We start from the raw sequence: 22,587 nt of genomic DNA, 5'->3' as shown, positions 1-22,587 counted from the left end.
ACAGGCCCCCTCGTGGGAGTTCCCGTTGCCGCCACGTCGCGTTACGACTTGATCAGTCAGACTCGCAGGTCAGGAGTTCTTCAGAGTGATCTTGCCGTACTCAGCGTCCGAGATCTTGTTCCAGTGGAACTCGTCGACGTTCTCGCCGTACAGCGCGGCGATCTTGCTGAACCACATCGGGATGACCGGCATGTCCTCCACGATGATGTCCTCGGCCTGGTTGTAGAACGGGATCGCCGCCTCGAGGTCCGCCGCGGCGTCGCCCTGGGCGATCAGCGCGTCGAAGTCGGGGTTGTTGTAGCCCGAGCTGTTGCTGTCCGAACCGGAGCCGTAGAGCGGGTAGAGGTAGGTCTCGACCACCGGGTAGTCCGGGCCCCAGCCGAGCCGGAACGGACCGGTGAACTCCTTCTCGTCGGCGGTCGCCAGGTACTCGGGGAACTGCAGGTTGACCTTCAGCTCGTAGTCGATGCCCAGCGCGGCCTTCAGCTGGTCGCCGACCGCCTGCAGCCACTGCTCGTGACCGGCACCGGCGTTGGCCCACAGCACCAGCGGCTCGCCGTCCCAGCCGCCGGCCTCTTCCAGCAGCTCCTTGGCCCGGTCGACGTCCTGGGTGCAGTACTCGCAGACGCCCGGACGGTAGCCGTCGAAGGTCGGCGCCACGACGCCCTCGGCGGGGGTGAACCGGCCGTCGAAGACGGCGTCGATGATGCCCTGCCGGTCGATCGCGAGCGAGAAGGCCTGCCGCACCCGCTTGTCGGCGAAGCGCTCGTCGTAGGTCGGGAAGCCGACGTAGGTGAAGCTGTCGCCGGGGGCCTCGTACATCCGGTCGCCGTACTGCTGCTTGGCCTCCTGGTACCGCGCCGGCGGGATGGTGTACATCACGTCCAGCTCGCCGGACTGGAAGGCGGCGTAGCCGGCGTCCACATCGGCGTAGATCTTGTAGTCCAGGACGTCGGCCGCGCCCTTTTCCTCACCGGCCCAGGTCTCGCTGCGCGCCAGCTGGATCCGCTGGTCGTGCTCCCAGCTGCCCTCGATCTTGTACGGACCGTTGCCGATCGGGGTCTCGTTGCAGGCGTCGGTGTCCGCGAGGCAGGCCTCGGCCATCGGGAAGAACCCGGAGTAGCCGACGATCGCCGGGAAGCCGGCGAACGGCTCCTTCAGCTCGACGGTGAAGGTCAGCTCGTCGACCTTCTGCAGGCCGGAGAGCTCCTCGGCCGCCGGCTCCTCGCCGCTGACCTCGTCGATGCCGGCGATGCGCTTCATGAAGTACGCGTTGTTCTGGGCGTTGGGCCCGTACGCCGTGTAGTTCCACGCCCGGATGAAGGCGTCGGCGTTGACCGGCTCACCGTTGTCGAAGGTGTAGCCGTCCTTGAGCGTGACCGTCCAGGTCTTGTTGTCCTCGGACTCGATCGACTCGGCGAGGTCGTTCTCCGGCTCACCGGTCTCGGCGTTGTACTTGACCAGACCACGGTAGAGCTGGCGGATGACCAGGATGGACGGCTCGTCGTCACCAGCGGACGGCAGCAGGAACGCCGGCTCCGAGGCGTAGATGCGAAGCGTACCTCCGGAGTTGTTGTTCTCCGTGGTTTCTTCGCCGTCGCTACTGCAAGCGGTGGCGAACAGAGCGATGGCGGTCGCTGCGACCGCCACCTTTAGGGTTTTCCCACGCATGGGAGAGCCTCCTCAGGGCGCTCACGGGGGGGTTGTGAGGTGACTGACACTGTGACACCAGGTAGCCCGTTGCGTGAAGGTGCCGTTATCAAGGTGATACGCGGACGGGACGGCCCCGATACTCCGGTCAAGATCACTCAACCGTCGCTCAGACCCGCCCTGACCTGGGCATCGGACCACTGTACAACCCTTATTACTGCAGAGTAGGAAAGCCCTCGTGTGACCTTCCCCGCGACCCCTCCATCACGTTCGGATGTCAAGTGAATACGAATAGTCACCACTTGTCCGAGGTGCCCGGATGCCGGATTGGCGGCAATTTCCGGCTTGTAACCTCAGGGTTAACACCGGTCCGCAGCAGACCCACAACGAGCCAAGAACCAGGCCCGCCATGATCGACTCCGGACGGATCGCCAACCAGGTTCCCATCATCCGGGAGATAGAGCAAGTCCGCTGGTCGGTCAGATGAGCCGCCGGTCCGCCGCCCATCTGGACAGTTCGTACCGGTTCGACATCTGCAGCTTGCGCAGCACGTTGGAGACGTGGGTCTCCACCGTCTTGATCGAGATGAACAGCTCCTTGGCGATCTCCTTGTAGGCGTAGCCCCGGGCGAGCAGCCGCAGCACCTCCCGCTCCCGGTTGGTCAGCTGGTCCAGCTCCGGATCCACCACCGGCGCGTCCGACCGGGAGGCGAACGCGTCCAGCACGAACCCGGCCAGCCGAGGGCTGAACACCGCGTCCCCGTCGGCCACCCGTTGGATCGCCGCCGCCAGATCGTCCGGTGAGATCGTCTTCGTCACGTATCCACGGGCGCCCGCCCGGATCAGCCCGATCACGTCCTCCGCCGCGTCCGAGACACTCAGCGCCAGGAACCGCACCGACGGCCGCGCCACGCCGGAGCCCCGTAGCACCGCGTCCAGCACCGCCCGTCCCCCACCATCAGGCATGTGTACGTCGAGCAGCACCACGTCCGGGCCGACCGCGGCGATCCCGCTGACCGCCTCGGCCACCGTGCTCGCCTCGCCCACCACATCCACGTGGGCGCCGAGTTCGGCGCGGACCCCGGTGCGGAACATCGCATGGTCGTCGACCAGGAAGACCCGCAACCGCCGTCCGTCCGGCTGCCCCGGTGCCCCACCCGCCGCCGGCTGGCTGGTCGGTTCACTCATCTCTGCCCCTCTCCAGGCTGTCGGCGCTCCGGCGTGGGCTGTGGACTCTGCGGCCCAGGTTGCCGGCCCTGCGGTCCAGGTTGCCGGCTCTCCGGCCCGACCGGCAGCGTCAGCCGGACCTCGGTGCCCGAGCCCGGCGTACTGATGATCTCGGCTCGACCGCCGTGCCGGCGCATCCGGCCGACGATCGAGCCGCGCACCCCGTGCCGGTGCTCCCCCACCCGGGCCGGGTCGAAGCCCGCGCCCCGGTCCCGGACGAAGACGCTGAGCTGCTCCGGCTCCACCTCCGCGTACAGCGACACGGTCTGCACCCCGGCGTGCCGCGCCGCGTTGACCAGCGCCTCCCGGGTCGCCGCCACCAACGCGCCGACCCGTTCGTCGGTGCCCCGGTCACCCACCACGACCGCCTCGACGGACAACCCGAAGGTGTCCTCCACCTCGGCCGCCACCTGCTCCAACGCCGCCGCGAAGCGCTCGGTCGGCGAGGCCGTCGGCTTGTAGAGCCAGTTCCGCAGGGTCCGTTCCTGACCCCGGGCCAGCCGCTGCACGGTCTTCGGGTCGGCGGCGTTGCGCTGGATCAGCGCCAGGGTGTGCAGCACCTGGTCGTGGATCATCGCGGCGAGCTCGGCCCGCTCCTGCTCCCGGACCCGGCCTTCCCGCTCGGTGCGCAACTGGTTGAACGTCCGCCACAGCACCGGGGCGGTGACCACCCCGACGCCGGCGAGACCGACCAGGGCGAAGATGACGCCGTTGATGACGGCAGCGAAGTCGCCCCGGGGCGAATACACCGCGGCCACCCCGATCACGCCGACCGCCACCAGCAGCCCACCGCCGATGAACCGCAGCAGGAAGGCTCGGCGGTCGCTCTCGTCGACCACCGCACCCAGCCACGGCACCTGCGGCAGGGTCTCCCGCCAGGCCCGCCGCCGTTCCGGTGCCGACTGGTGCCAGATGATCCCGGTCCCGACCGCGATGACCGCCACCAGCCAGCCGGCGGTGGCACTCACTCCACTGGACTCGAAGACCAGCACCTGGATCAGGATGACGCCGAGGCCGATCGCCACGAACGGCAGTAGTTCGCCCAGGTCGCGACGCTTCGGCGGCCCGGCGGTCGCGGGTGGCACCACCGCCCAGAACGCCGCGTAGAGCAGCACGCCGAGGCCGCTGAACCCGATCAGTACGACGAACGCCACCCGTACGCCGACCACCGGCAGTCGCAGGTGGTGGGCGATCCCGGCGGCGACTCCGGCGACCACCCGCTGCTCGCGACTGCGATACAGACGTGGCGGCTCGATCGCGGTAGTGATCGCTGCCTCCTCGGCGGATGGGACGTGGACGATCTGACGGCCGATCCGGCCGGCGCCCGCTGGCGGTGAGTTCGGCCGGCGAGTTCAGCCGGTGGATTCGATCGTCACACGGCGACGACCCGCGCGACCACGGGGACGTCCCGGACAACCACCGTCTGGAAAGTCAGGGTGGCGTCAGGGTCGATTCCCGAGGCAGGTCGGACAGCCGGGCACGGAGGATCACAAGTATGACCGACGACCCGACCAAGCCAGGTGGACCGGCTCAGCCACCCGACCCAGCGACCAGACCGGCGCAGCCGCCCGACCATGCGGACGAGTCGGCACAGCAGCCCGGCACAGCGGGCGAGCCGGCCGACGGGACCGCGTCGGCCCCGCCGACGGACGCCCCCGGGTACGGCTGGCCGCCACCGCCACCGCCACCGCAGGCCGAGGCCCTCGCCTCGCGGTACGGGTTGATCAGGCCGCGTCAGGGCCGGTACCTGGCCGGGGTGTGCGGGGCCATCGGCCGGGCCACCAACACCGACCCGGTCCTGTGGCGGGTGCTGCTGGCGGTGCTCGGCTTCTTCGGCGGCATCGGCATCCTGGTGTATCTGGTGGTGTGGCTGGCCACCCCGAGTGAGGGGGACAGCACCTCGCCGGTGGAAGGGCTGCTGGGCCGGGGCCGGTCGAGCACCTCACCGGTCGTCGTACTGGTGATCGGCATCCTCGCCGCTGTCATGTTCGGCTTCATCGTCACCGACGGGTTCCGGGCCGTCCTGCTCGGCTCGGCGGTGCTGATCGGCGGCGCATTGCTGCTCAACCGCAGTTTCCGGGAGGACGGCCCGCGACCGGCCGGACCCCCGGCGCCGGCACCGCCGGGATACGGCCCACCACCACCCGGATACGGCCCACCGCTGGCAGGGTACGGTCCACCACCGCCGCACGGGTACAACCCACCACCGCCACCCGCGCCGGTAGCGGGAGCGGCGGGTGCAGCCGTACCGGTCGCCGCCGGGCAGCTGGCCCAGCCACGGCCGGACGACCCGCCGACCCACCCGCTGCCGGTGTACCCGCCGGTAGGCCCGCCACCACCGGCCGGGGGCTACCGGGCACCGTTCGCGCCCTACGGCCCGTACGCCGGTCGTAGCAGGCCACCGGGGCAGTTCCCCCCGCCGCCGGTCCCCCCGCCGCCGGCGGCCGCACCACGGCCCCGCAAGGAACGGTCCCGGCTGGGCACCATCACCTTTTCGATGATCTTCGTGGTGCTCGGGCTGGTCGCCGCGCTCGACCTGACCGACCTGGCACCCACGCCACCCTCGGCCTACTTCGCGGCGGTACTCGCCACGATCGCGGTCGGGCTGCTGGTCGGGGCCTGGATCGGCCGGGCCCGCTGGCTCATCGCGCTGGGTCTGACGGCTGCCGCTGCGGTCGGTGTCTCCAGCCTCGTCGAGTCGGCCAAGGAGGCCACGTCGGAGCCGGTGGTGTGGAAACCGGCAACCTACGGCCAGGTGGATTCGCGGTACGCGGCGACATTCGGCGACGCCGTACTGGACCTGCGCAACGTGGACTTCACCGACCGGCAGAAGGACGTGACGGTCTCGCTGTCGTTCGGCAAACTCCGCGTCTACCTACCGGACGAGGTCGACGTCCGGACCGAGACCGACATGAACGCCGGCAACGCGTCCGTGCTCGGCCACCGCTGGGACGGCTTCGAGCAGGGCAGTCGCGTCGTGGAGGACCTCGGATCGGACGGCACCGGCGGCGGCGAACTCACCCTGCGGATCGAAATCAACGCTGGCGACTTGGAGGTCATCCGATGAAACGGCATCGTACCGACGGCGTCTCCCTCACCTTCGGGCTGATCTTCCTCCTGATCGCCGGCTGGTGGTTGATCGCCCAGTCAGTCAACGTACCGCTGCCTCGAGTCGGCTGGATCGTCGCCGGCGGGCTGATCCTGATCGGCGTACTCGGGTTGGTCGGTGCCTTGCGGTCCGGCCGCCGCGAACCTCCCGCTGGCACCGCTGGCCAGGACAACGGGCCGGCGGACGCCGACGAGCACAGCGGCGGACCGGCGGACGCCCACGCCCGGACGCCCGACGCCGCCGCGCCCGGCGAGCCCGCGCCCGGCCAGCCGGCTACCCCGCCCAGCGGGTCGGGTGGTTGACGGCCCGCTGCAGCCCACCGGTGGTGCACCTATGCTGGGTCCGCGTCCCACCATTGCCGCGAGGAGCCCGTCCGCCATGTCCGACACCCCCGTACCAGTCGCTTCCGTGCTTCGCACCCGCGTCGACATCGGCGAGCGCGCCGCCCGAGCGCTGACCGCCGAACTCGCCCGCGACAACGCGGCAAAGCACGTCCTGCTGGTCGAGGTGGTTCCGGGAACAAGGGTGGTCAACGCCGCCATCGACGCACTGCTGCCCGGCGACACGATGACCGTGGTGCCGGCCAGCGTCGACCAGACGGCACAACTGCGGGCGGAGATCGCCGGTCACGGCCCGTGGGTCGACGAACGGGTCCGGGTGATCGAGACGGTGTCGGCCGCCGACCCGGCCGATCTGCTGATCGTCGGAACCGTCCTCACCGGAAGTGGTGAACAGGCCCGCACCATGATCGACGGCTACGGCAAGTACCTCACCGAAGGCGCCGTACTGTCCGTGGCCGTCGCGGCGCTGCCGGGCGGCACCTCCGGTGCGGCCGCCGAACTGGACCGGCAGGCGGCGCTCTTCGGCGTCGGCAGTGACCTGGTGCTGCGCAACGTCCCGCCGCTGCGGGTGCACCGGCTGCGGTTCACCCCGGCACCGGTCGACCGGACCGCCAAGCTGGGGCCGGCGTTCCGGACCAGCAGCGTTCCGCTGACCCGGGGGATGCACATCGACTCCAGCGGCGTGGCCGCCGCCGGGATTGCCCTCGGGCTGGCCGCCGCGACCCGGCTGGCCCGGCCGAAGAGCCGGCTCTGGCTGCTGCCGGCGTTGGCCGCCGGCCCGGTCGCCGCGTTCTTCCGCGACCCGCAACGCGACGTACCGGAGGACCCGACCGCCGTGGTCGCGGCGAGCGACGGCCGGGTGCTGTCGGTGGAACGGGTGCACGACGAACGGCTCGGTGCCGCCGGGTTCCTACGGATCGCGGTCTTCCTCTCGGTGCTCGACGTGCACGTCAACCGCAGTCCGGTCGCCGGCCGGGTGGTTGACCACTTCGTCACCGACGGGGGTTTCGCCGCCGCGATGAAGCCGGCCGCGGAGCACAACGTCGCCGCGTACACGGTGCTGGAGACCTCCCACGGCCGGGTGGTGGTCGCGCAGCGTACCGGGATGGTGGCCCGCCGGATCGTGCACCGCGCCCCGGTCGGCAGTCTGCTCGCCAAGGGCGAGCGGTTCGGACTGATCAGGTTCGGTTCGCGCACCGACGTCTACCTGCCGGCGGACGCCGCCGAGGCGCTGGTCGGGCCGGGTGACCGGGTGGCCGGTGGCAGCTCGGTGATCGCCCGCTGGCGCTGACCCGCAGGGCCGGCCGGTCGGGGCCGGCCGGTGACTGAGGGTCAGGCGGCCCGTCGCTGGTGCAGCCAGAGCAACGGCCCGCTCACCAGGTAGGCCAGCACGGTCAGGCCGAAGGTCAGCCGGGCGTCGATCAACGCGCCGACCACCGGCACGACCCACAGCCACGGCGGCAGCTTGATCAGCCGGGCCAGCTTCGCGTACGGGAAGCTGGAGACCATCGCGAAGGCCAGCAGCGCCACGACCGCCAGCTGCGCACCACCGGGGATCGGGACGTCGATCAGCACGCCGAGACCGAGGACGGCGGCGGCCAGCGTGGTCGGTACGCCGGTGAAGAACCCACCGTCGCACGGCGACACGTTGAACCGGGCCAGCCGGATCGCTGCGCAGCCGGCGACCAGGGCGCAGGCGACCGCCGCGGCGGTGGTGGAGACCGAGCCGGCCAGCGAGGCGTAGACGACGACCGGGGCGGCCAGCCCGAACGAACACATGTCGGCGAGTGAGTCCATCTGCGCGCCGAACGGGCTCGCCACCCCGAGCCGGCGGGCCAGCGCCCCGTCGAGTCCGTCGAAGACCACGCAGGCGATCAGGCAGACCGCAGCCGGGCGTACGTCGCCTTCCATGGCCAGAAAGATGGCGGTGAGGCCGAGCGTGAGGCTGGCCAGCGTGGTCGAGTTGACCAGCACGAAGCCGGCCCGCCGGGCCGCCGTCGGGGTGCCGGGCAGCAGCGGTACGGGAGCCGGCTGCAGCCCGCCGGGCCGGCTGTCCGCCGTGGCGGTGTGGTCCTCAGGGGTGATCGGGTGGTCCTCGACGCCGGCGGCAGGTGCCGGACCGACCGGACCGACCGCCGGGCTGAGCGGAGCGATCGCGGCGATCTCGGCCGCCGTCAGCGGGTCGACCCGGTACCGTCCGACGGAGTCCGCCGACCGCCGGCCGAACCGGAGCCGGTCGCTGCCGCTGCGGCCGACCCGCACCAGCAGGACCTGGCGGGCCAGGCTGCCACTACGACGAAGCGGACCGGTCCATCGACGGCCCGCCCATTGACGTCCTGCCGGCCGGGGACTGTCAGTCGTACGCCGCCGCCGCCACGGGGCTCTCGCCACGGATCCCTCCATCATCGGTCGGTCGTCCCGCGCAACTTGCGCCGGACGCCCGATTATGCGGCCTACACCATTGCACAGCCGACGCGGGATGGCGAGAGATCAGTCTGAGTTATGCCGGTTCGTCCGGGCCAAACCGGTCACCTGCTCACGGCGGTACGCTAGCTCAAGCAAAGCAGCGCTAGCTGGAGCTAGCACCGACCACGGCCTTCCCGGCGGCGCCGCCGAGCGTCGGTGGCACCGCCGGGGTCGGGTCAGACCAGCCGGGCGGCTCCGACCGCCTCGGCGGTCACCTCGGTCAGCTCCGACCGGATGGCTGCCAGATCCGTACGGGCGAACCAGCGGGCCTCCGAGGTCGACCCACCAATGTCAGTGACGATCGGCAGGGACGGGCGGTCCACCTCCACCTGGTAGAAAGCGCGCACCCCGTGCCAGTCGATCGGGTAACCCTCCGGACCGAGCGAGGCCGCGTCCCGGTGGCTGGCCACGCCGAGCAGCCGGACCAGCCGGCCACGCTGGCCGGTCTCCTCGACCAGCTCGCGGATCAGCGCCGTGCCGGGCTGCTCGCCGTAGTCGGTGCCACCGCCGGGCAGATGCCACCGACCGGCACCCGGGTAGCCGGGCGCGATCCGGGTCAGCAGGACCCGCCGGGCCGGGTCGGTGGCGACCGCGTACGCCGCGAACCGTTGCGCCCGGTGCAGCCCGTCCGGCCCCGGTACGGCGTAGAACGACGGGAAGTCGGGAGCGGTGTCCGGCCGCAGGTCGATCGTCTCCGGCGGCAGGCCGAGAGCGCTGGCGGTGAACGGACGCAGCGGCAACTGCTTCGCCTCGTCCAGACTGCACCACCGGGCGAGGTCGGTGGGCTGGTTGATCCGGTGGCAGATCTGTCCGCCACGGATCGACGCGTCGTAGATCAACCGGTCGGTGTGCAGGGTGATGCCGCGCCGGGGAAGGGAGCGCATGTCGGCGAGGACGTCCCGCAACCCGGTGACCGCGACCGAAATGCCAGTTTCCGCGGCGGTCTCCCGGACGACGGTGTGGTTGGGATCCTCCCCGTGGTCCACTGCTCCTCCCGGCAGCGACCACACCCCGGGTGTACCAGAGCGCGGAGAGGCGCGGACCAGCAGAACCCGGTCCTCCGAATCGGCACAGACAGCGTATGCCGCGATCCTGCGAAGCGGCTCTAGGGCGGGAGTCACGAGTCCGAATTCTGCCCGCAAGTGGCCAGTCGGCGCGGACGACTGTCAGATTGGCGACAGTATTCTAGGTAACTACTTGACTACCTAGAGCCGCATTCCGGGACGGATCAGGGTATTGATCCGGGAGGTCACCGAGGTCGCCGAGGACCGTCGCGCGGACCGTTGAAGCATGACGACCTCCCAGAACCCCACAGCTCAGGCCCCGTACAAGCAGCTCCGGCGACCCACCACGGACCGCATGATCGCCGGTGTCGCCAGCGGCCTCGGCCGCTACTTCGACACCGACCCCACCCTGGTCCGGGTGATCTTCGCGGTGGTCACCGTACTGACCGGCGGCCTGGCCGCGCTGACCTACCCGGTGATCTGGTTCCTGATGCCGGAGGAGCCGCCGACCGCGCCGCCCTGGCCCGGCGGCACCACCGACTGACCGGTCAGCTCACTCCCACTCGATGGTGCCCGGCGGCTTGCTGGTCACGTCCAGCACCACCCGGTTCACCTCGGGCACCTCGTTGGTGATCCGGGTGGAGATCCGGCCGATCACCTCGTACGGCAGCCGGGACCAGTCGGCGGTCATCGCGTCCTCACTGGACACCGGACGCAGCACCACCGGGTGGCCGTAGCTGCGCCCGTCGCCCTGCACCCCGACGCTGCGCACGTCGGCCAGCAGTACCACCGGGAACTGCCAGACGTCGCGGTCCAGCCCGGCGGCGGTGAGCTCCTCGCGGGCGATCAGATCGGCGGCGCGCAGCAGGTCCAGCCGCTGCCGGTCGACCGCGCCGATGATCCGGATCGCCAGACCCGGGCCGGGGAACGGGTGCCGCCAGACCATCGCCTCCGGCAGCCCGAGTTGCAGGCCGAGCGCCCGCACCTCGTCCTTGAACAGCGTGCGCAGCGGCTCGACCAGGGCGAACTGCAGGTCGTCCGGCAGCCCGCCGACGTTGTGGTGCGACTTGATGTTGGCGGTGCCGGTGCCGCCACCGGACTCCACCACGTCCGGGTAGAGGGTGCCCTGCACCAGGAACTCGACGTCACCGGCGGCGGCCACCTCGCGGGCCGCCGCCTCGAAGACCCGGATGAACTCCCGACCGATGATCTTGCGCTTCTGCTCCGGGTCGGTCACCCCGGTCAACGCGCCGAGGAACTGGTCGGTGGCGTCGACCACCTTCAACTTGATCCCGGTCGCGGCGACGTAGTCCGACTCGACCTGCTCGGCCTCCCCCGCCCGCAGCAGCCCGTGGTCGACGAAGACACAGGTCAGCTGGTCGCCGACAGCCCGGTGCACCAACGCGGCGACGACCGCCGAGTCGACCCCGCCGGACAGCCCGCAGATGACCTCCTTGGCACCGACCTGCTCGCGGATCCGGGCCACCTGCTCGTCGATGATGTTCTGCGGCGTCCAGGTCGGCTCGATGCCGGCGATGTCGTACAGGAAGCGGGTCAGCATCAGCTGGCCGTGCGCGGTGTGCCCCACCTCCGGGTGGAACTGCACCCCGGCCCGCCGGCCGGCGAGATCCTCGAACGCGGCGACCGGTGCCCCGGCCGAACCGGCGGTGACCGTGAACCCTTCCGGCGCGGCGGTCACGCAGTCACCGTGACTCATCCACACCGGGATCTCGGTCGGCAGCTCCCGTAGCAGCACTCCGGCCTCGGGGCGGGCGGCCAGCGGGGTGCCGCCGTACTCCCGGTTGCCGGTGTGCGCGACGGTGCCGCCGAGCGCCAACGCCATCGCCTGGAAGCCGTAGCAGATGCCGAAGACCGGCACCCCGCCGTCGAACAGCTTCGGGTCGACCCGCGGGGCACCGTCGGCGTAGACGCTGGCCGGGCCGCCGGACAGGATGATCGCGGCCGGCTCCTTGGCCATCATCTCGGCCACCGGCATGTCGTGCGGGACGATCTCCGAGTAGACCTTGGCCTCGCGCACCCGACGGGCGATCAGCTGGGCGTACTGGGCTCCGAAGTCCACCACCAGGACCGGACGCGGCGTGCTCATGCTCCGGAGCCTACCGACCGTCGCCGAACCGTCCCGACGATGGTTCAGGGTCGCGGCTCAGCTCGCCGGCGGACGGCGGTCCGGCTCGCCCTTGACCGGCCAGTGGGCCATCGCCCGCTCGGCGAGCGCGGCGATGGTCAGCGACGGGTTCACCCCTAGGTTCGCCGGGACCGCCGCGCCGTCGACCACGTGCAGGCCCGGACAACCGAAGACCCGGTGGTACGCGTCGACGACGCCGTCCGCGCGGGTGGCCCCGATCACCGCCCCGCCCAGAATGTGCGCGGTCATCGGCACGTCGAACGGCTCGGTGACCGCGCCGCCCGGCATGCCGCCGATCTCGTCGGCGAGCAGCCGCACCGCCCGGTGACCGGCCGGGATCCAGCTCGGGTTGGGTCGGCCGTGCCCGTGCCCGGCGACCAGCCGCCCGCGTCGGTGGTACGTGGTCAGCGAGTTGTCCACCGACTGCATCACCAGCGCCACGATGGTGCGCCGCGACCAGTCCCGAACCGACAGCAGCCGCAGCGTCTCCCGGGGCCGGCCGGCCAGCGCGGCCAGCCAGCGGCGCACCCGGTGCGGCCCGCCGGGCACCAGCGCCGACTGCAGCAGCCCCATCAGGTTGGACCCGTCGCCGTAACGCACCGGCTCGACGTGGGTGCCCGGCTCCGGGTGGAACGAACTGGTGATCGCCGCCCCGTCGGTGAAGTCGAGGGCGCGGCGGCGGGCGGCCCGGCGGGGGACAGACACGCCGAGGATCGCCTCCGAGTTGGTCCGGGTCAGGGTGCCGATCCGGGCGGAGATCGCCGGCAGCGCGCCGGTGGCGCGGGCGGCGTGCAGCAGCCGCTGGGTGCCGAGCGCCCCGGCGGCGAGCACCACCTGGTCGGCGACGATCGTCTGCCGGCCGCCGACCCAGGCACCGGTACGACGTACGTCGACAAGGTAGCCGGCACCGTCCGGACCCGGCCGCAACCCGACGACGGTGGTCAGCGGCCGGATGTGCGCTCCGGCCCGTTCGGCGAACCACAGGTAGTTCTTCGGCAGCGAGTTCTTGGCACCGACCCGGCAACCGGTCATGCAGGAACCGCAGTGGGTGCAGCCGACCCGGTCCGGCCCGGCCCCACCGAAGTACGGGTCGGCGACCCGCTCACCGGGACGACCGAGGTAGACGGCGACCGGGGTGGACCGGAACGTGTCGCCGGCACCCATCCGGTCGGCGACCGCCCGCATCGCCTCGTCGGCGGCGGTGGTGCGCGGATAGTCGACGACGCCGAGCATCTGCTTGGCGCGGGCGTAGTGCGGGGCGAGTTCGGCCCGCCAGTTGATGATGCCGGACCATTGCGGGTCGGCGTAGAAGTCGTCCGGCGGCTCGTAGAGCGTGTTCGCGTAGATCAGCGACCCGCCGCCGACCCCGGCTCCGGAGAGCACCAGCACCCCGGCCCGGCCGCTGCTCTCCCCCGCAGGTGCCTCCCCTGTACCTGTTCCTCCTGCGCGTACGCGGGCTGCTCCGCGTCGGCCGGCCGGGCGCAGCAGGGCGATCCGCTGGATTCCGTAGCAGCCGAGCGCCGGCGCCCACAGGAACCGTCGCACCCGCCAGGAGGTGCGCGGCAACTCGTGGTCGGCGAAGCGGCGGCCGGCCTCCAGTACCAGCACCGAGTAGCCCTTCTCAGCGAGCCGCAGCGCGGCGACGCTGCCGCCGAACCCGGACCCGATCACGACCACGTCGTACCGCATCCCGCCATCATTACCGACTGGTAACCGCTGCACCACCAGCCGATCCGCCGATCCATCCGCTAGCGGATCGGCAAGCAGCCGCACGCCGACCAGGCGCTGAGGGCAAAGATGCGGGCCGACGCGGAGCACGCTCGTGGCAACATCGACGACCTCGCGGAGGTTCGCCGGGTACAGGCTGAGATGGACGAGCTCGGTGCGTGGTGACGTTTACCGGCTGCGCGCACCCCGCGATGCCGTCGGTCACGAGCAACAAGGAGCGCGGTACGTCGTGGTGGTGCAGTCCGACGATCTCAACCTGTCCACGACGATCGTCGCTCCTACCTCCGCCTCAGCCCACCCGTACGTGTTCCGGCCCGAGGTCGCCGTGCGCGGCGAGCCAACCCGACTCATGCTGGACCAACTGCGTGCCGTCGACGTCGAAAAGGCAATCGGCGAGCGCGTCGGCCGGCTGAGCCCGGCCGAGATGGTCGAGGTCAACCGGCTGCTACGCGCCGTTCTCGACATCCTTTGAGCCGGCCCAGCTCCTGGACGGCAAACTACCGGACCTGCGCGTCGGGGTCCTGCGTCGAAGCCTCCAGCGCTCGGGCGACCGCCGAGATGATCTGGCTGTCGTCCACGCCGAGTTGACGCGTCTCGCGGACGAACGCGGCAGCGTGGTGACGCAGCATCTCATCCGGACCGGGCCCGGCGGGCGGCGCGGCCGCGACCCGGGTGCCGCCGCCACGCCGGGAGGTCACCAGCCCCGCCCAGCGCAGCGAGCCGCGCCGCGCACCCGGTCCGGCATCGGCCTCCGCTGCCCACTCCCGGGTCGACACGCTCAGCCTGGAGAGCTTCACGGGCGGCTCGGAGGTTGACCGGCGCGGTCCACGTCCATCATCATCCCAGGCTGGGCGTACTATCATCTCAGGCTGAGATGCGCAGCATCCGCTGATGCGTGTCGTCCACTTCGGGCAGGGATCCGCTTCGGACAGGGACCGGCTGCGGGCAGAGACAGGGCTAGGACACTGATCAAACGGACCTTCACCTTCGCCAAGCACCACACGCCCAGCAACGTGCGCGTGGCGGTGCGGTGGACGATGCTCGAGACGCGGATCGCGAGAAGCCGGCTGACGATCCCGGTGGTCGCCCGCTGCGAATACGACAACATCTACCACTGCACGGTCCGCAAGACGGGCAGCCAGTGGGTGAAGGCCATCCTCAGCGACCCGGTCGTGTATCAGTACTCCGGCCTGCTGCCCTTCGATCAGCGAGTCCACCGGCGGCGTTACCCTGACGCCATTCCGCCCGGCCGGGTCGCCTCGTCGCTCTTCGTCGGCTACAAACGCTTCGAAGCGATCCCCAAGCCGGAGAAGTACCGGGCCTTCTTCGTGATGCGGGACCCGCGCGACATCGTCGTCTCCAGTTACTTCTCGCTGCGGAACTCGCACACCCCGATGGGTGACGTCCTGCACCATCGGAAGATCCTCAAAGAGAAGCCACGCAAGGAAGGCCTGCTCTACATCATCAACCACCTCGCGGAGAAGAACCTGTTCTCCGCGCTGCGGTCGTGGGTGGCCGCACCCAGCGCCGAGACGTTCCGCCTCTTCCGGTACGAGGATCTGACCGGTGAGCGACAGGCGGACGAGGTGGAAGAGTTGATGCGGCACTGTGGGATTGCCCTGCCTCCGGCCGAGTTGGCGGCGCTGCTCGACCGGCACGGGTTCTCCCGGATGCGCAAGAATCGCCTGGAGACCGGGCCGACTGCGCACTACCGCAAGGGCAAGGCCGGCGACTGGCTCAACCATTTCGACGACGACATCTACGAAGCCTTCGTCGCGACGACCGGCAACCTCGTCGAGCTCTGCGGGTACCCCAGCCGCGACGAGGCGCGTGCGGCCCTGGACCCGAACGGTCAGCAGAGCCTGGACCCGAACGGCCAGTAGGGCCGCACCGAAACGGATCGACCGTGATGCGGGCCGATCCCGGCGGGGCGGGGCTGCGGTCCAGCGATCGAGCCATCACAATGCGTACATGGTCTATGACGCCAACCAGGTGCCTGAGCACCTGTTGATCAAAATCGAGCATCGGGACGACCCGGTATCGGCGGTTTCCGAGGACGACGCCCGCAACCGTGCGGCCGCTTATCCGAAGCTCATGTGGGGTGCCCCGATCTACGGCTCTGCCCAGGAGGTAAACGGTCGGTGGCGGATCCTGCGGCTGAACGCCGACAGCCCGCAGGACGCCCGTGACAGCCTTGCATCCCACTTCCGGAGGCTGCACAGTGAGACACCGCAGACCCCCGAGCACGCCGCCGAGCGGGCAGAGTACGAAGCGGTGTACGAGTTGCTGGACTGGGAGGCGGTCGACGAGCTGACCGTCAACGGTTCCCGCTACCGGATCATCCGCGCCCAGCCGTTCATCCGGATGGGCGCGGACGGGCCGGAGCCACCCCGGCCGACCGACCCGGACCCGTACCCGCCGGGCCAGACGAAGCGGAACACGTCGCAGTTGGATGGATTCGTTATTGACCCGGCCGCCGGCACCGGACTGACCAACGGACTCGTCCGGATGGAAATGATCTCCGCCTCCTACCATCCGAGGGCCGTCCCAGGGGACGTGCACGCCGATTCCCGGCTGGCGGTGACCACGCATCCGAACGTGGTGCTGCTCCCGGTCGGTTTCACCGTCGGAGAGTGCGTCGCTGGCCGATGGCGGCCGCGGTCGTCCACCACCTACGCGACGCCGCAGGACGCCCGGGACGCGCAGTCGTTCTCGATCTCCGACGTCGGGGTCAAGCTGGACGACGACACCCCGATGGAAGAGTTCATCGCCGCGTACGAGCGGGCCCGCGCGGCGCACCGGCCACCCCGCACCGACGACTTCGAGTTGAAGGGCGTCCCGTGCCGGGTGACCCGGGTGGAGACCTTCGTCCGGGTCGGCCCGGACGGCCCGGAAGGGCCCCGCCCGTCGGACCCGGACTCGCACCTGCCACCGGCGCGGCTCATGCAGGAACCTGACGTCCCAGCATAGACATAGGTTGATGGACTGGGAGCGCTCCCGTAACATACCCGGCACGGATGTTAACGCTCACCTAACACTGACCTGAGCACAAGTGCGAGGTCACCGTCCTGCCGGGAGAGTGCTACATGATCAAATCGAGAACAACCAGAGCCGGGCTGGCGTCGGCCGGGGCCGCGTTGCTGGCGTCGGCGGCGCTCGTCGTGGCGGCACCGGCCGGTGCCGCCGCGGCGGGCTGCTCGGTCAACTACGCCGTGTCGTCACAGTGGCCGGGCGGCTTCGGCGCCAACGTGACCATCACGAACCTCGGGGACCCACTGACCAGTTGGACGCTGACGTGGTCGTTCGGCGCCGGGCAGACGGTGACGCAGGCCTGGAACACGTCACTGACCCAGAGCGGCTCGGCGGTGACCGCCAGCAACGTCAGCTACAACAACGCCGTCCCCACCAACGGCACGGTGTCGTTCGGCTTCAACGGCTCGTGGACGGGCAGCAACCCGGCACCGACGAGTTTCGCGCTCAACGGTGTGGCATGTAACGGCGGCACGACCCCGACCACCGCACCGCCACCCACCACCGCACCACCGACCACCGCACCGCCACCGACCACCGCACCGCCCACCACCGCACCGCCGCCGACCACCGCACCGCCGACCTGCAATCTGCCGTCGAGCTACCGCTGGACCTCCACCGGCGCACTCGCCCAACCCCGCTCCGGCTGGGTGTCACTGAAAGACTTCACCCACGCCCCCTACAACGGCCAACACCTCGTCTACGCCACCAACCACGACTACGGCACCAGCTGGGGCTCGATGAACTTCGGCCTCTTCTCCAACTGGAACCAGATGGGCTCCGCCAGCCAGAACGCCATGCCCTTCTCCGCCGTCGCACCCAGCCTGTTCTACTTCGCCCCCCGCAACATCTGGGTCCTCGCCTACCAGTGGGGCGGCCCCGCCTTCTCCTACCGCACCTCCACCAACCCCACCAACGTCAACAGCTGGTCCGCCCACCAGACCCTCTTCACCGGCAGCATCAGCAACTCCGGCACCGGACCCATCGACCAAGCACTCATCGGCGACGACCAGAACATGTACCTCTTCTTCGCCGGCGACAACGGCCGCATCTACCGCGCCAGCATGCCCATCGGCAACTTCCCCGGCAACTTCGGCTCCAACTACACCACCATCATGACCGACACCACCAACAACCTCTTCGAAGGCGTCCAGGTCTACAAACTCCAAGGCCAACAGCGCTACCTCATGATCGTCGAAGCCATCGGCTCCCAGGGCCGCTACTTCCGCTCCTTCACCGCCACCAACCTCGGCGGCACCTGGACCCCCAACGCCACCAGCGAGAACAACCCCTTCGCAGGCCGTGCCAACAGCGGCGCCACCTGGACCAACGACATCAGCCACGGCGAACTCATCCGCACCAACGCCGACCAGACCATGACCATCGACCCCTGCAACCTCCAAATGCTCTACCAAGGCCGCTCCCCCAACTCCGGCGGCGACTACGGCCTCCTGCCCTACCGCCCCGGCCTCCTCACCCTCCAACGCTGAACCACACCCACACCACACCATGACAAGGCGGGCCCGGCATCCACGCCGGGCCCGCCACGCACTACCAGTCAGGGCTTGGCCGGAGCGGTGTCGCCGTACAGCCAGGCATCGAAGAATTCCCGCAACGGCTGGCCGGAAACCCGCTCGGCGAGCGTGACGAACTCCTCGGTGCTGGCGTTGCCGTTGCGTCGCTCGGCCGTCCAGGTGCGGAGCAGGCGGAAGAACGCGTCGTCCCCGATGGTCAGCCGCAACGCGTGCACGGTCAGCCCACCCCGCTTGTACACCGACTGGCTGAAGATCCCCGCCGGGCCAGGGTCACCGGCCGGACTCGCCCAGTCGATCCGGTCGTACTCCCGGTCGAACATCTCGTCGACGGTGGCCGCACCGTCGTGCTCGGACCACAACCACTCCGCGTACGTCGCGAAACCCTCGTTGAGCCACATGTCCCGCCAGTGCCGGATCGACACGCTGTTGCCGAACCACTGGTGGGCCAACTCGTGCGCGACCACCCAGGTGACCGGCCCGGAGTCGAAGAACACGTCGCCGTACACCGGCCGGGACTGGGTCTCCAGGGCGTAGCGGATCCGGTCGTCGTTCACCACCACGCCGCCGTACGCGTCGACCGGGTACGGGCCGAACACCGACTCCAGGTAGTCGGCGATCTCACCGGTGCGGGCCATCGCCTGCTCGGCCGGGCCACCTTCCGGCAGATCGGCGGAGACGGCGGTCACCATCGGCCGGCCGGCGTGGGTGCCACGCTCCACCCGGTAGTCGCCGATCACCAGGGTGGTCAGGTAGCTGGCCAACGGGGTGGACTCCGACCAGGTCCAGGTGGTCCAGCCGTCGGCGCTGCTGGTCGGCCCCGGTACGCCGATGCTCAGCGCGGCCAGCCCGTCCGGGACGGTGACGTCGATGTCGAAGGTCGCCTTGTCCAGCGGATGGTCGTTGACCGGGAACCAGGTGCTGGCCGACTCAGGCTGGCCGAGCGCGATCGCCCCGTCGTCGGTCACGTGAAAGCCGCCCGCGCCCAGGTCCGGGCTGGTCAGGAGCTCGGGCCGGCCGCCGTAGTCGACGACCACGGTGAACTGCGTACCGTCGGCCAGCCCGGTGGCCGGGGTGACGACCAGCTCGTTGCCGTCGCGGCTGTGCCCGGCCGGGGTGTCGTCGACGGTGACCGCGTCGACGACCAGCCCGGCCAGGTCAAGGTTGAACCGGGACAGATCCGTGGTGGCGGTGGCGGTGATCGTGGCGGTGCCGTCGAGCCGCTCGCTGTCCGGGTCGTAGCGCAGCGTCAACTGGTAGCCGGCCACGTCGTAGCCACCGTTGCCGTACGTCGGGAAGTAGGGGTCGCCGATGCCGGCCGCACCGGGTTGGAAACCACCCGTCGAGCTGTCGTCGCCCCGGTCGACCAGCTCCGGCAGTACGCCGCAGCCGGCGATGCCGGCGGCCAGCACCGCCGCGAGCAGCGCGGTGACACCCGCCGTACGCCGCCGTGGCCCGGACCACCGACGGCGGCCCGGCGCGAACGACGGACGGCGGCTGGTCACCGGTCGAGGACCAGACCGACCCGCTGGAACTCCTTCAGATCGCGGTAGCCGCACTTGGCCATCGCCCGGCGCAGCCCGCCGAACAGGTTCTGCTGGCCGTCCGGGGAGTCGGCCGGCCCGAACAGCAACTGCTCCATGGTGCCCAGCGGCTCGTCGGCCACCCCGAACGCGCCACGCGGCAGCTTCGGGTGGCTGGCCACCGAATGCCACCACGCCCCGGCTGCCGGGGCCTCGGCGCACAGCGACAGCGGCTCACCGAGCATCACCGCGTCGGCACCGCAGCCCAGCGCCTTGGCGATGTCACCGGAGGTCTGCAGGTCACCGTCGGCGATCAGGTGCACGTACCGGCCGCCGGTCTCGTCCAGGTAGTCGCGGCGGGCGGCGGCCGCGTCGGCGATCGCCGTGGCCATCGGCACCCGGATACCGAGCACCGAGTCGGTGGTCGACCACTCGTCCGCGCCGATCCCGACGATCACCCCGGCCGCGCCGGTACGCATCAGGTGCAGCGCCGTCTTGTAGTCGGTGCAGCCGCCGACCACCACCGGCAGGTCCAGGTCGGCGATGAACTCCTTGAGGTTCAGCGGCTCGTCGGTGGTGGAGACGTGCTCCGCCGACACCAGGGTGCCCTGGATCACCAGGATGTCCACGCCGGCGTCCAGCACCACCGGGGCCAGCGCCAGGGTGTGCTGCGGCGACACCCGGGCAGCGACCGTACCGCCGCCGGCCCGCATCTGCCGGACCCGTTCGGCGATCAGCTCGGGACGGATCGGTTCGGCGTACACCTCCTGCAGCCGGCGGGTCGCCGGGTCGTCGTCGCCCAGCGCGGTCAGCTCGCCGAGCACCCTGCTCGGGTCCTCGTAGCGGGTCCACAGCCCTTCGACGTTGAGCACGCCGAGCCCGCCCAGCTCGCTCAGCTTGGCGGCGCTGGCCGGGCTCATCGTGGCATCCGACGGATGCGCCACGCACGGGATCTTGAACTGGTACGCGTCGAGCTGCCACGCGGTGGAGACGTCGTCGACGTCCCGGGTCCGCCGGCTCGGCACGATGGCGATGTCGTCCAGGTGGTAGCCGCGCTGCGCGGTCTTGCCCAGCCCGATCTCGACCACGTCACGCATGGCATATCTCCGTCATGGACAGGTCGACCGCCCGGCGGCTCGGCCACCGCGCGGGCAGGTCGACGGCGTAGGTCAGCGGGTGTGGTAGTTGGGGGCCTCGACGGTCATCTGGATGTCGTGCGGGTGGCTCTCCTTCAGACCGGCGGCGGTGATCCGGATCAGCTGGCCGCGCTGGTGCAGGTCGTCGATGCCTTCGGCGCCGACGTACCCCATGGCCAGCCGGACCCCGCCGATCAGCTGGTGCACGACGGTGGCCAGCGGTCCACGGTACGGCACCTGGCCCTCGACACCCTCCGGGACCAGCTTCTCGTCGCTGAGCACATCGTGCTGGAAGTAGCGGTCCTTGGAGTAGGAGCGGGCCTGGCCACGGGACTGCATCGCGCCCAGCGACCCCATTCCCCGGTACGACTTGAACTGCTTGCCGTTGATGAACAGCAGCTCGCCGGGGCTCTCCTCGCAGCCGGCGAGCAGGCTGCCCAGCATCACCGTGTGCGCACCGGCGACCAGCGCCTTGGCGATGTCGCCCGAGTACTGGATGCCGCCGTCGGCGATCACCGGAACGCCGGCCGGGTGGCAGGCCCGGACCGCCTCCATGATCGCGGTGACCTGCGGCACGCCGACCCCGGCGACCACCCGGGTGGTGCAGATCGCGCCCGGGCCGACCCCGACCTTGACCGCGTCCACGCCGGCCTCGACCAGCGCGCGGGCACCGGCGTAGGTGGCGACGTTGCCGCCGACCACGTCGACCTCGGTGTCCCGTTTCAGGGCGCGCACCATGTCCAGCACCCCGCGCTGGTGGCCGTGGGCGGTGTCCACGATCAGTACGTCGACGCCCGCGTCGACCAGGGTCCGGGCCCGCTTGTACGAGTCGTCGCCGACGCCGATCGCAGCGGCCACCCGCAGCCGGCCGGCGTCGTCCTTGGTCGCGTCCGGGTACTGCTCGCTCTTGGTGAAGTCCTTCACGGTGATCAGCCCGCGCAGCCGGCCGGCGTCGTCGACCAGGGGCAGCTTCTCCACCTTGTGCTGGCGCAGCAGGGCCAGCGCGTCCGCCTTGGCCACCCCGACCGGGGCGGTGACCAGCGGCATCGAGGTCATCAGGTCGCGTACCGGGCGGCTCTGGTCGGTCTCGAACCGCATGTCGCGGTTGGTGATGATGCCGACCAGGGCGCCCTGCTCGTCGACGACCGGGACACCGGAGATGCGGTACCGGCCACACAGCGTGTCGACGTGCCGCAGCGTGTCGTCCGGGCCGCAGGTCACCGGGTTGGTGATCATGCCGGCCTCGGAACGCTTCACCAGGTCGACCTGGATCGCCTGGTCGTCGGCGGAGAGGTTGCGGTGCAGTACGCCGATGCCGCCCTGCCGGGCCATCGCGATCGCCATCCGCGCCTCGGTCACCGTGTCCATCGCGCTGGACAGCAACGGTACGGACAGTCGCACGTTGCGGGTCATCGAGGTCACCGTGTTGACCCGGCTCGGGATGACGTCCGACTCGGCGGGCTGCAGCAACACGTCGTCGAAGGTCAACCCGAGCGGCACCGCCCGGGCCGACCCGGCGGGCATCTCCGGCACGTGGCCGCCGAACGCGGCGGGGACCGGGGGCACGTGACCGCCGTTGGCGGTGCTGTCGACGACGGGCTGCTGGGTGGGCGAGTTTTCCACGACTTCTTCCCCTGAGCTGGTCGGACGGTTCGCCTGGGGCCGGCGGCGGCTGATGCCCAGGCGCCGGGTCGGC

Annotated in this window: 18 protein-coding genes and 1 pseudogene; 8 read left to right on the top strand and 11 right to left on the bottom strand. The window is 70.6% G+C overall.

What is annotated here, in order from left to right:
• Nucleotides 1-69: 69 nt before the first annotated feature.
• The 3 genes and pseudogenes from ACN27J_RS25260 to ACN27J_RS25250 all read right to left on the bottom strand — a co-directional run.
• Nucleotides 70-1,671, bottom strand: a complete 1,602-nt coding sequence (locus ACN27J_RS25260; protein WP_421370032.1) for a peptide ABC transporter substrate-binding protein — start codon at nt 1,669-1,671, stop codon at nt 70-72.
• Between the two features lie 458 nt (nt 1,672-2,129).
• Nucleotides 2,130-2,837 (bottom strand): LuxR C-terminal-related transcriptional regulator, encoded by a 708-nt coding sequence (locus ACN27J_RS25255; protein ID WP_421370030.1) that lies wholly within the window; start codon nt 2,835-2,837, stop codon nt 2,130-2,132.
• A gap of 98 nt (nt 2,838-2,935) precedes the next feature.
• Nucleotides 2,936-4,144 (bottom strand): annotated as a pseudogene (locus ACN27J_RS25250) (PspC domain-containing protein); the annotation flags it as partial.
• 227 nt (nt 4,145-4,371) lie between these two features.
• Here ACN27J_RS25250 and ACN27J_RS25245 point away from each other — a divergent pair.
• The 3 genes from ACN27J_RS25245 to ACN27J_RS25235 all read left to right on the top strand — a co-directional run bounded on the left by ACN27J_RS25245 (nt 4,372) and on the right by ACN27J_RS25235 (nt 7,617).
• Complete coding sequence (locus tag ACN27J_RS25245; RefSeq protein WP_421370028.1) at nt 4,372-5,943, top strand: PspC domain-containing protein; 1,572 nt, start codon at nt 4,372-4,374, stop codon at nt 5,941-5,943.
• Nucleotides 5,940-6,287 carry a hypothetical protein gene (locus tag ACN27J_RS25240; protein WP_421370026.1) on the top strand — a complete coding sequence of 116 codons (348 nt, stop codon included), beginning with the start codon at nt 5,940-5,942 and terminating at the stop codon, nt 6,285-6,287. Before ACN27J_RS25245 ends, ACN27J_RS25240 begins: the two co-directional genes overlap by 4 nt.
• 76 nt (nt 6,288-6,363) lie before the next feature.
• The gene (locus tag ACN27J_RS25235) at nt 6,364-7,617 is read left to right on the top strand and encodes a phosphatidylserine decarboxylase (protein ID WP_421370024.1); all 1,254 of its coding nucleotides are present in this window, start codon (nt 6,364-6,366) and stop codon (nt 7,615-7,617) included.
• A gap of 41 nt (nt 7,618-7,658) precedes the next feature.
• On the opposite strand, the gene ACN27J_RS25230 is transcribed toward ACN27J_RS25235, so the two are convergent.
• Together ACN27J_RS25230 and ACN27J_RS25225 are read right to left on the bottom strand one after the other, a co-directional pair.
• Entirely contained in the window at nt 7,659-8,717 is a 1,059-nt protein-coding gene (locus tag ACN27J_RS25230; RefSeq protein ID WP_421370022.1) for a CDP-alcohol phosphatidyltransferase family protein, read from the bottom strand.
• Between the two features lie 251 nt (nt 8,718-8,968).
• Nucleotides 8,969-9,913, bottom strand: coding sequence for an NUDIX hydrolase (locus ACN27J_RS25225; protein WP_282233585.1), 945 nt, complete (start codon nt 9,911-9,913; stop codon nt 8,969-8,971).
• A gap of 169 nt (nt 9,914-10,082) precedes the next feature.
• Here ACN27J_RS25225 and ACN27J_RS25220 point away from each other — a divergent pair, with 169 nt between their 5' ends.
• The gene (locus ACN27J_RS25220; protein ID WP_421370019.1) at nt 10,083-10,340 is read left to right on the top strand and encodes a PspC domain-containing protein; all 258 of its coding nucleotides are present in this window, start codon (nt 10,083-10,085) and stop codon (nt 10,338-10,340) included.
• Between the two features lie 9 nt (nt 10,341-10,349).
• Here ACN27J_RS25220 and guaA read toward each other — a convergent pair whose 3' ends face one another.
• Both guaA and ACN27J_RS25210 read right to left on the bottom strand, forming a co-directional pair.
• Nucleotides 10,350-11,903, bottom strand: coding sequence for a glutamine-hydrolyzing GMP synthase (guaA, locus tag ACN27J_RS25215; RefSeq protein ID WP_421370018.1), 1,554 nt, complete (start codon nt 11,901-11,903; stop codon nt 10,350-10,352).
• Between the two features lie 57 nt (nt 11,904-11,960).
• Nucleotides 11,961-13,631: an FAD-dependent oxidoreductase gene (locus ACN27J_RS25210; RefSeq protein ID WP_421370016.1), complete on the bottom strand. Its 1,671-nt coding sequence runs from the start codon at nt 13,629-13,631 to the stop codon at nt 11,961-11,963.
• Between the two features lie 193 nt (nt 13,632-13,824).
• Between ACN27J_RS25210 and ACN27J_RS25205 the strand changes: the two genes are divergently transcribed.
• Nucleotides 13,825-14,142: a type II toxin-antitoxin system PemK/MazF family toxin gene (locus ACN27J_RS25205; protein ID WP_421370014.1), complete on the top strand. Its 318-nt coding sequence runs from the start codon at nt 13,825-13,827 to the stop codon at nt 14,140-14,142.
• A 25-nt stretch (nt 14,143-14,167) separates the two neighbouring features.
• On the opposite strand, the gene ACN27J_RS25200 is transcribed toward ACN27J_RS25205, so the two are convergent.
• Nucleotides 14,168-14,467, bottom strand: a complete 300-nt coding sequence (locus ACN27J_RS25200) for a hypothetical protein (protein WP_421370012.1) — start codon at nt 14,465-14,467, stop codon at nt 14,168-14,170.
• A gap of 168 nt (nt 14,468-14,635) precedes the next feature.
• Here ACN27J_RS25200 and ACN27J_RS25195 point away from each other — a divergent pair, with 168 nt between their 5' ends.
• The 3 genes from ACN27J_RS25195 (at nt 14,636) to ACN27J_RS25185 (ending at nt 18,190) form a co-directional block, all read left to right on the top strand.
• Nucleotides 14,636-15,553: a sulfotransferase domain-containing protein gene (locus ACN27J_RS25195; RefSeq protein ID WP_421372457.1), complete on the top strand. Its 918-nt coding sequence runs from the start codon at nt 14,636-14,638 to the stop codon at nt 15,551-15,553.
• An 88-nt stretch (nt 15,554-15,641) separates the two neighbouring features.
• Nucleotides 15,642-16,640 (top strand): DUF5954 family protein, encoded by a 999-nt coding sequence (locus tag ACN27J_RS25190; RefSeq protein WP_421370010.1) that lies wholly within the window; start codon nt 15,642-15,644, stop codon nt 16,638-16,640.
• Between the two features lie 116 nt (nt 16,641-16,756).
• Nucleotides 16,757-18,190, top strand: a complete 1,434-nt coding sequence (locus ACN27J_RS25185) for a non-reducing end alpha-L-arabinofuranosidase family hydrolase (RefSeq protein ID WP_421370008.1) — start codon at nt 16,757-16,759, stop codon at nt 18,188-18,190.
• Between the two features lie 68 nt (nt 18,191-18,258).
• Here ACN27J_RS25185 and ACN27J_RS25180 read toward each other — a convergent pair whose 3' ends face one another.
• From ACN27J_RS25180 to guaB, 3 genes are all read right to left on the bottom strand, one after another.
• On the bottom strand, nt 18,259-19,656 hold the full coding sequence (locus ACN27J_RS25180) for a M1 family metallopeptidase (protein WP_421372455.1): 1,398 nt from the start codon (nt 19,654-19,656) through the stop codon (nt 18,259-18,261).
• 77 nt (nt 19,657-19,733) lie between these two features.
• Entirely contained in the window at nt 19,734-20,852 is a 1,119-nt protein-coding gene (locus ACN27J_RS25175; RefSeq protein WP_278173788.1) for a GuaB3 family IMP dehydrogenase-related protein, read from the bottom strand.
• Between the two features lie 72 nt (nt 20,853-20,924).
• Nucleotides 20,925-22,514, bottom strand: coding sequence for an IMP dehydrogenase (guaB, locus tag ACN27J_RS25170; protein ID WP_416592905.1), 1,590 nt, complete (start codon nt 22,512-22,514; stop codon nt 20,925-20,927).
• Between the last annotated feature and the right edge of the window lie 73 nt (nt 22,515-22,587).

Source organism: Solwaraspora sp. WMMB762 (assembly GCF_049179115.1).
Classification (GTDB): Bacteria; Actinomycetota; Actinomycetes; order Mycobacteriales; family Micromonosporaceae; genus Micromonospora_E.
This window is presented reverse-complemented; position numbering and strand designations above follow the sequence as displayed.

Bases quoted from the DNA above. Each gene is read 5' to 3' on its own strand.
- ACN27J_RS25260 (WP_421370032.1), bottom strand. From the start codon at position 1,671: ATGCGTGGGAAAACCCTAAAGGTGGCGGTCGCAGCGACCGCCATCGCT.
- ACN27J_RS25255 (WP_421370030.1), bottom strand. From the start codon at position 2,837: ATGAGTGAACCGACCAGCCAGCCGGCGGCGGGTGGGGCACCGGGGCAG.
- ACN27J_RS25245 (WP_421370028.1), top strand. From the start codon at position 4,372: ATGACCGACGACCCGACCAAGCCAGGTGGACCGGCTCAGCCACCCGAC.
- ACN27J_RS25240 (WP_421370026.1), top strand. From the start codon at position 5,940: ATGAAACGGCATCGTACCGACGGCGTCTCCCTCACCTTCGGGCTGATC.
- ACN27J_RS25235 (WP_421370024.1), top strand. From the start codon at position 6,364: ATGTCCGACACCCCCGTACCAGTCGCTTCCGTGCTTCGCACCCGCGTC.
- ACN27J_RS25220 (WP_421370019.1), top strand. From the start codon at position 10,083: ATGACGACCTCCCAGAACCCCACAGCTCAGGCCCCGTACAAGCAGCTC.
- guaA (WP_421370018.1), bottom strand. From the start codon at position 11,903: ATGAGCACGCCGCGTCCGGTCCTGGTGGTGGACTTCGGAGCCCAGTAC.
- ACN27J_RS25210 (WP_421370016.1), bottom strand. From the start codon at position 13,631: ATGCGGTACGACGTGGTCGTGATCGGGTCCGGGTTCGGCGGCAGCGTC.
- ACN27J_RS25190 (WP_421370010.1), top strand. From the start codon at position 15,642: ATGGTCTATGACGCCAACCAGGTGCCTGAGCACCTGTTGATCAAAATC.
- ACN27J_RS25185 (WP_421370008.1), top strand. From the start codon at position 16,757: ATGATCAAATCGAGAACAACCAGAGCCGGGCTGGCGTCGGCCGGGGCC.
- ACN27J_RS25175 (WP_278173788.1), bottom strand. From the start codon at position 20,852: ATGCGTGACGTGGTCGAGATCGGGCTGGGCAAGACCGCGCAGCGCGGC.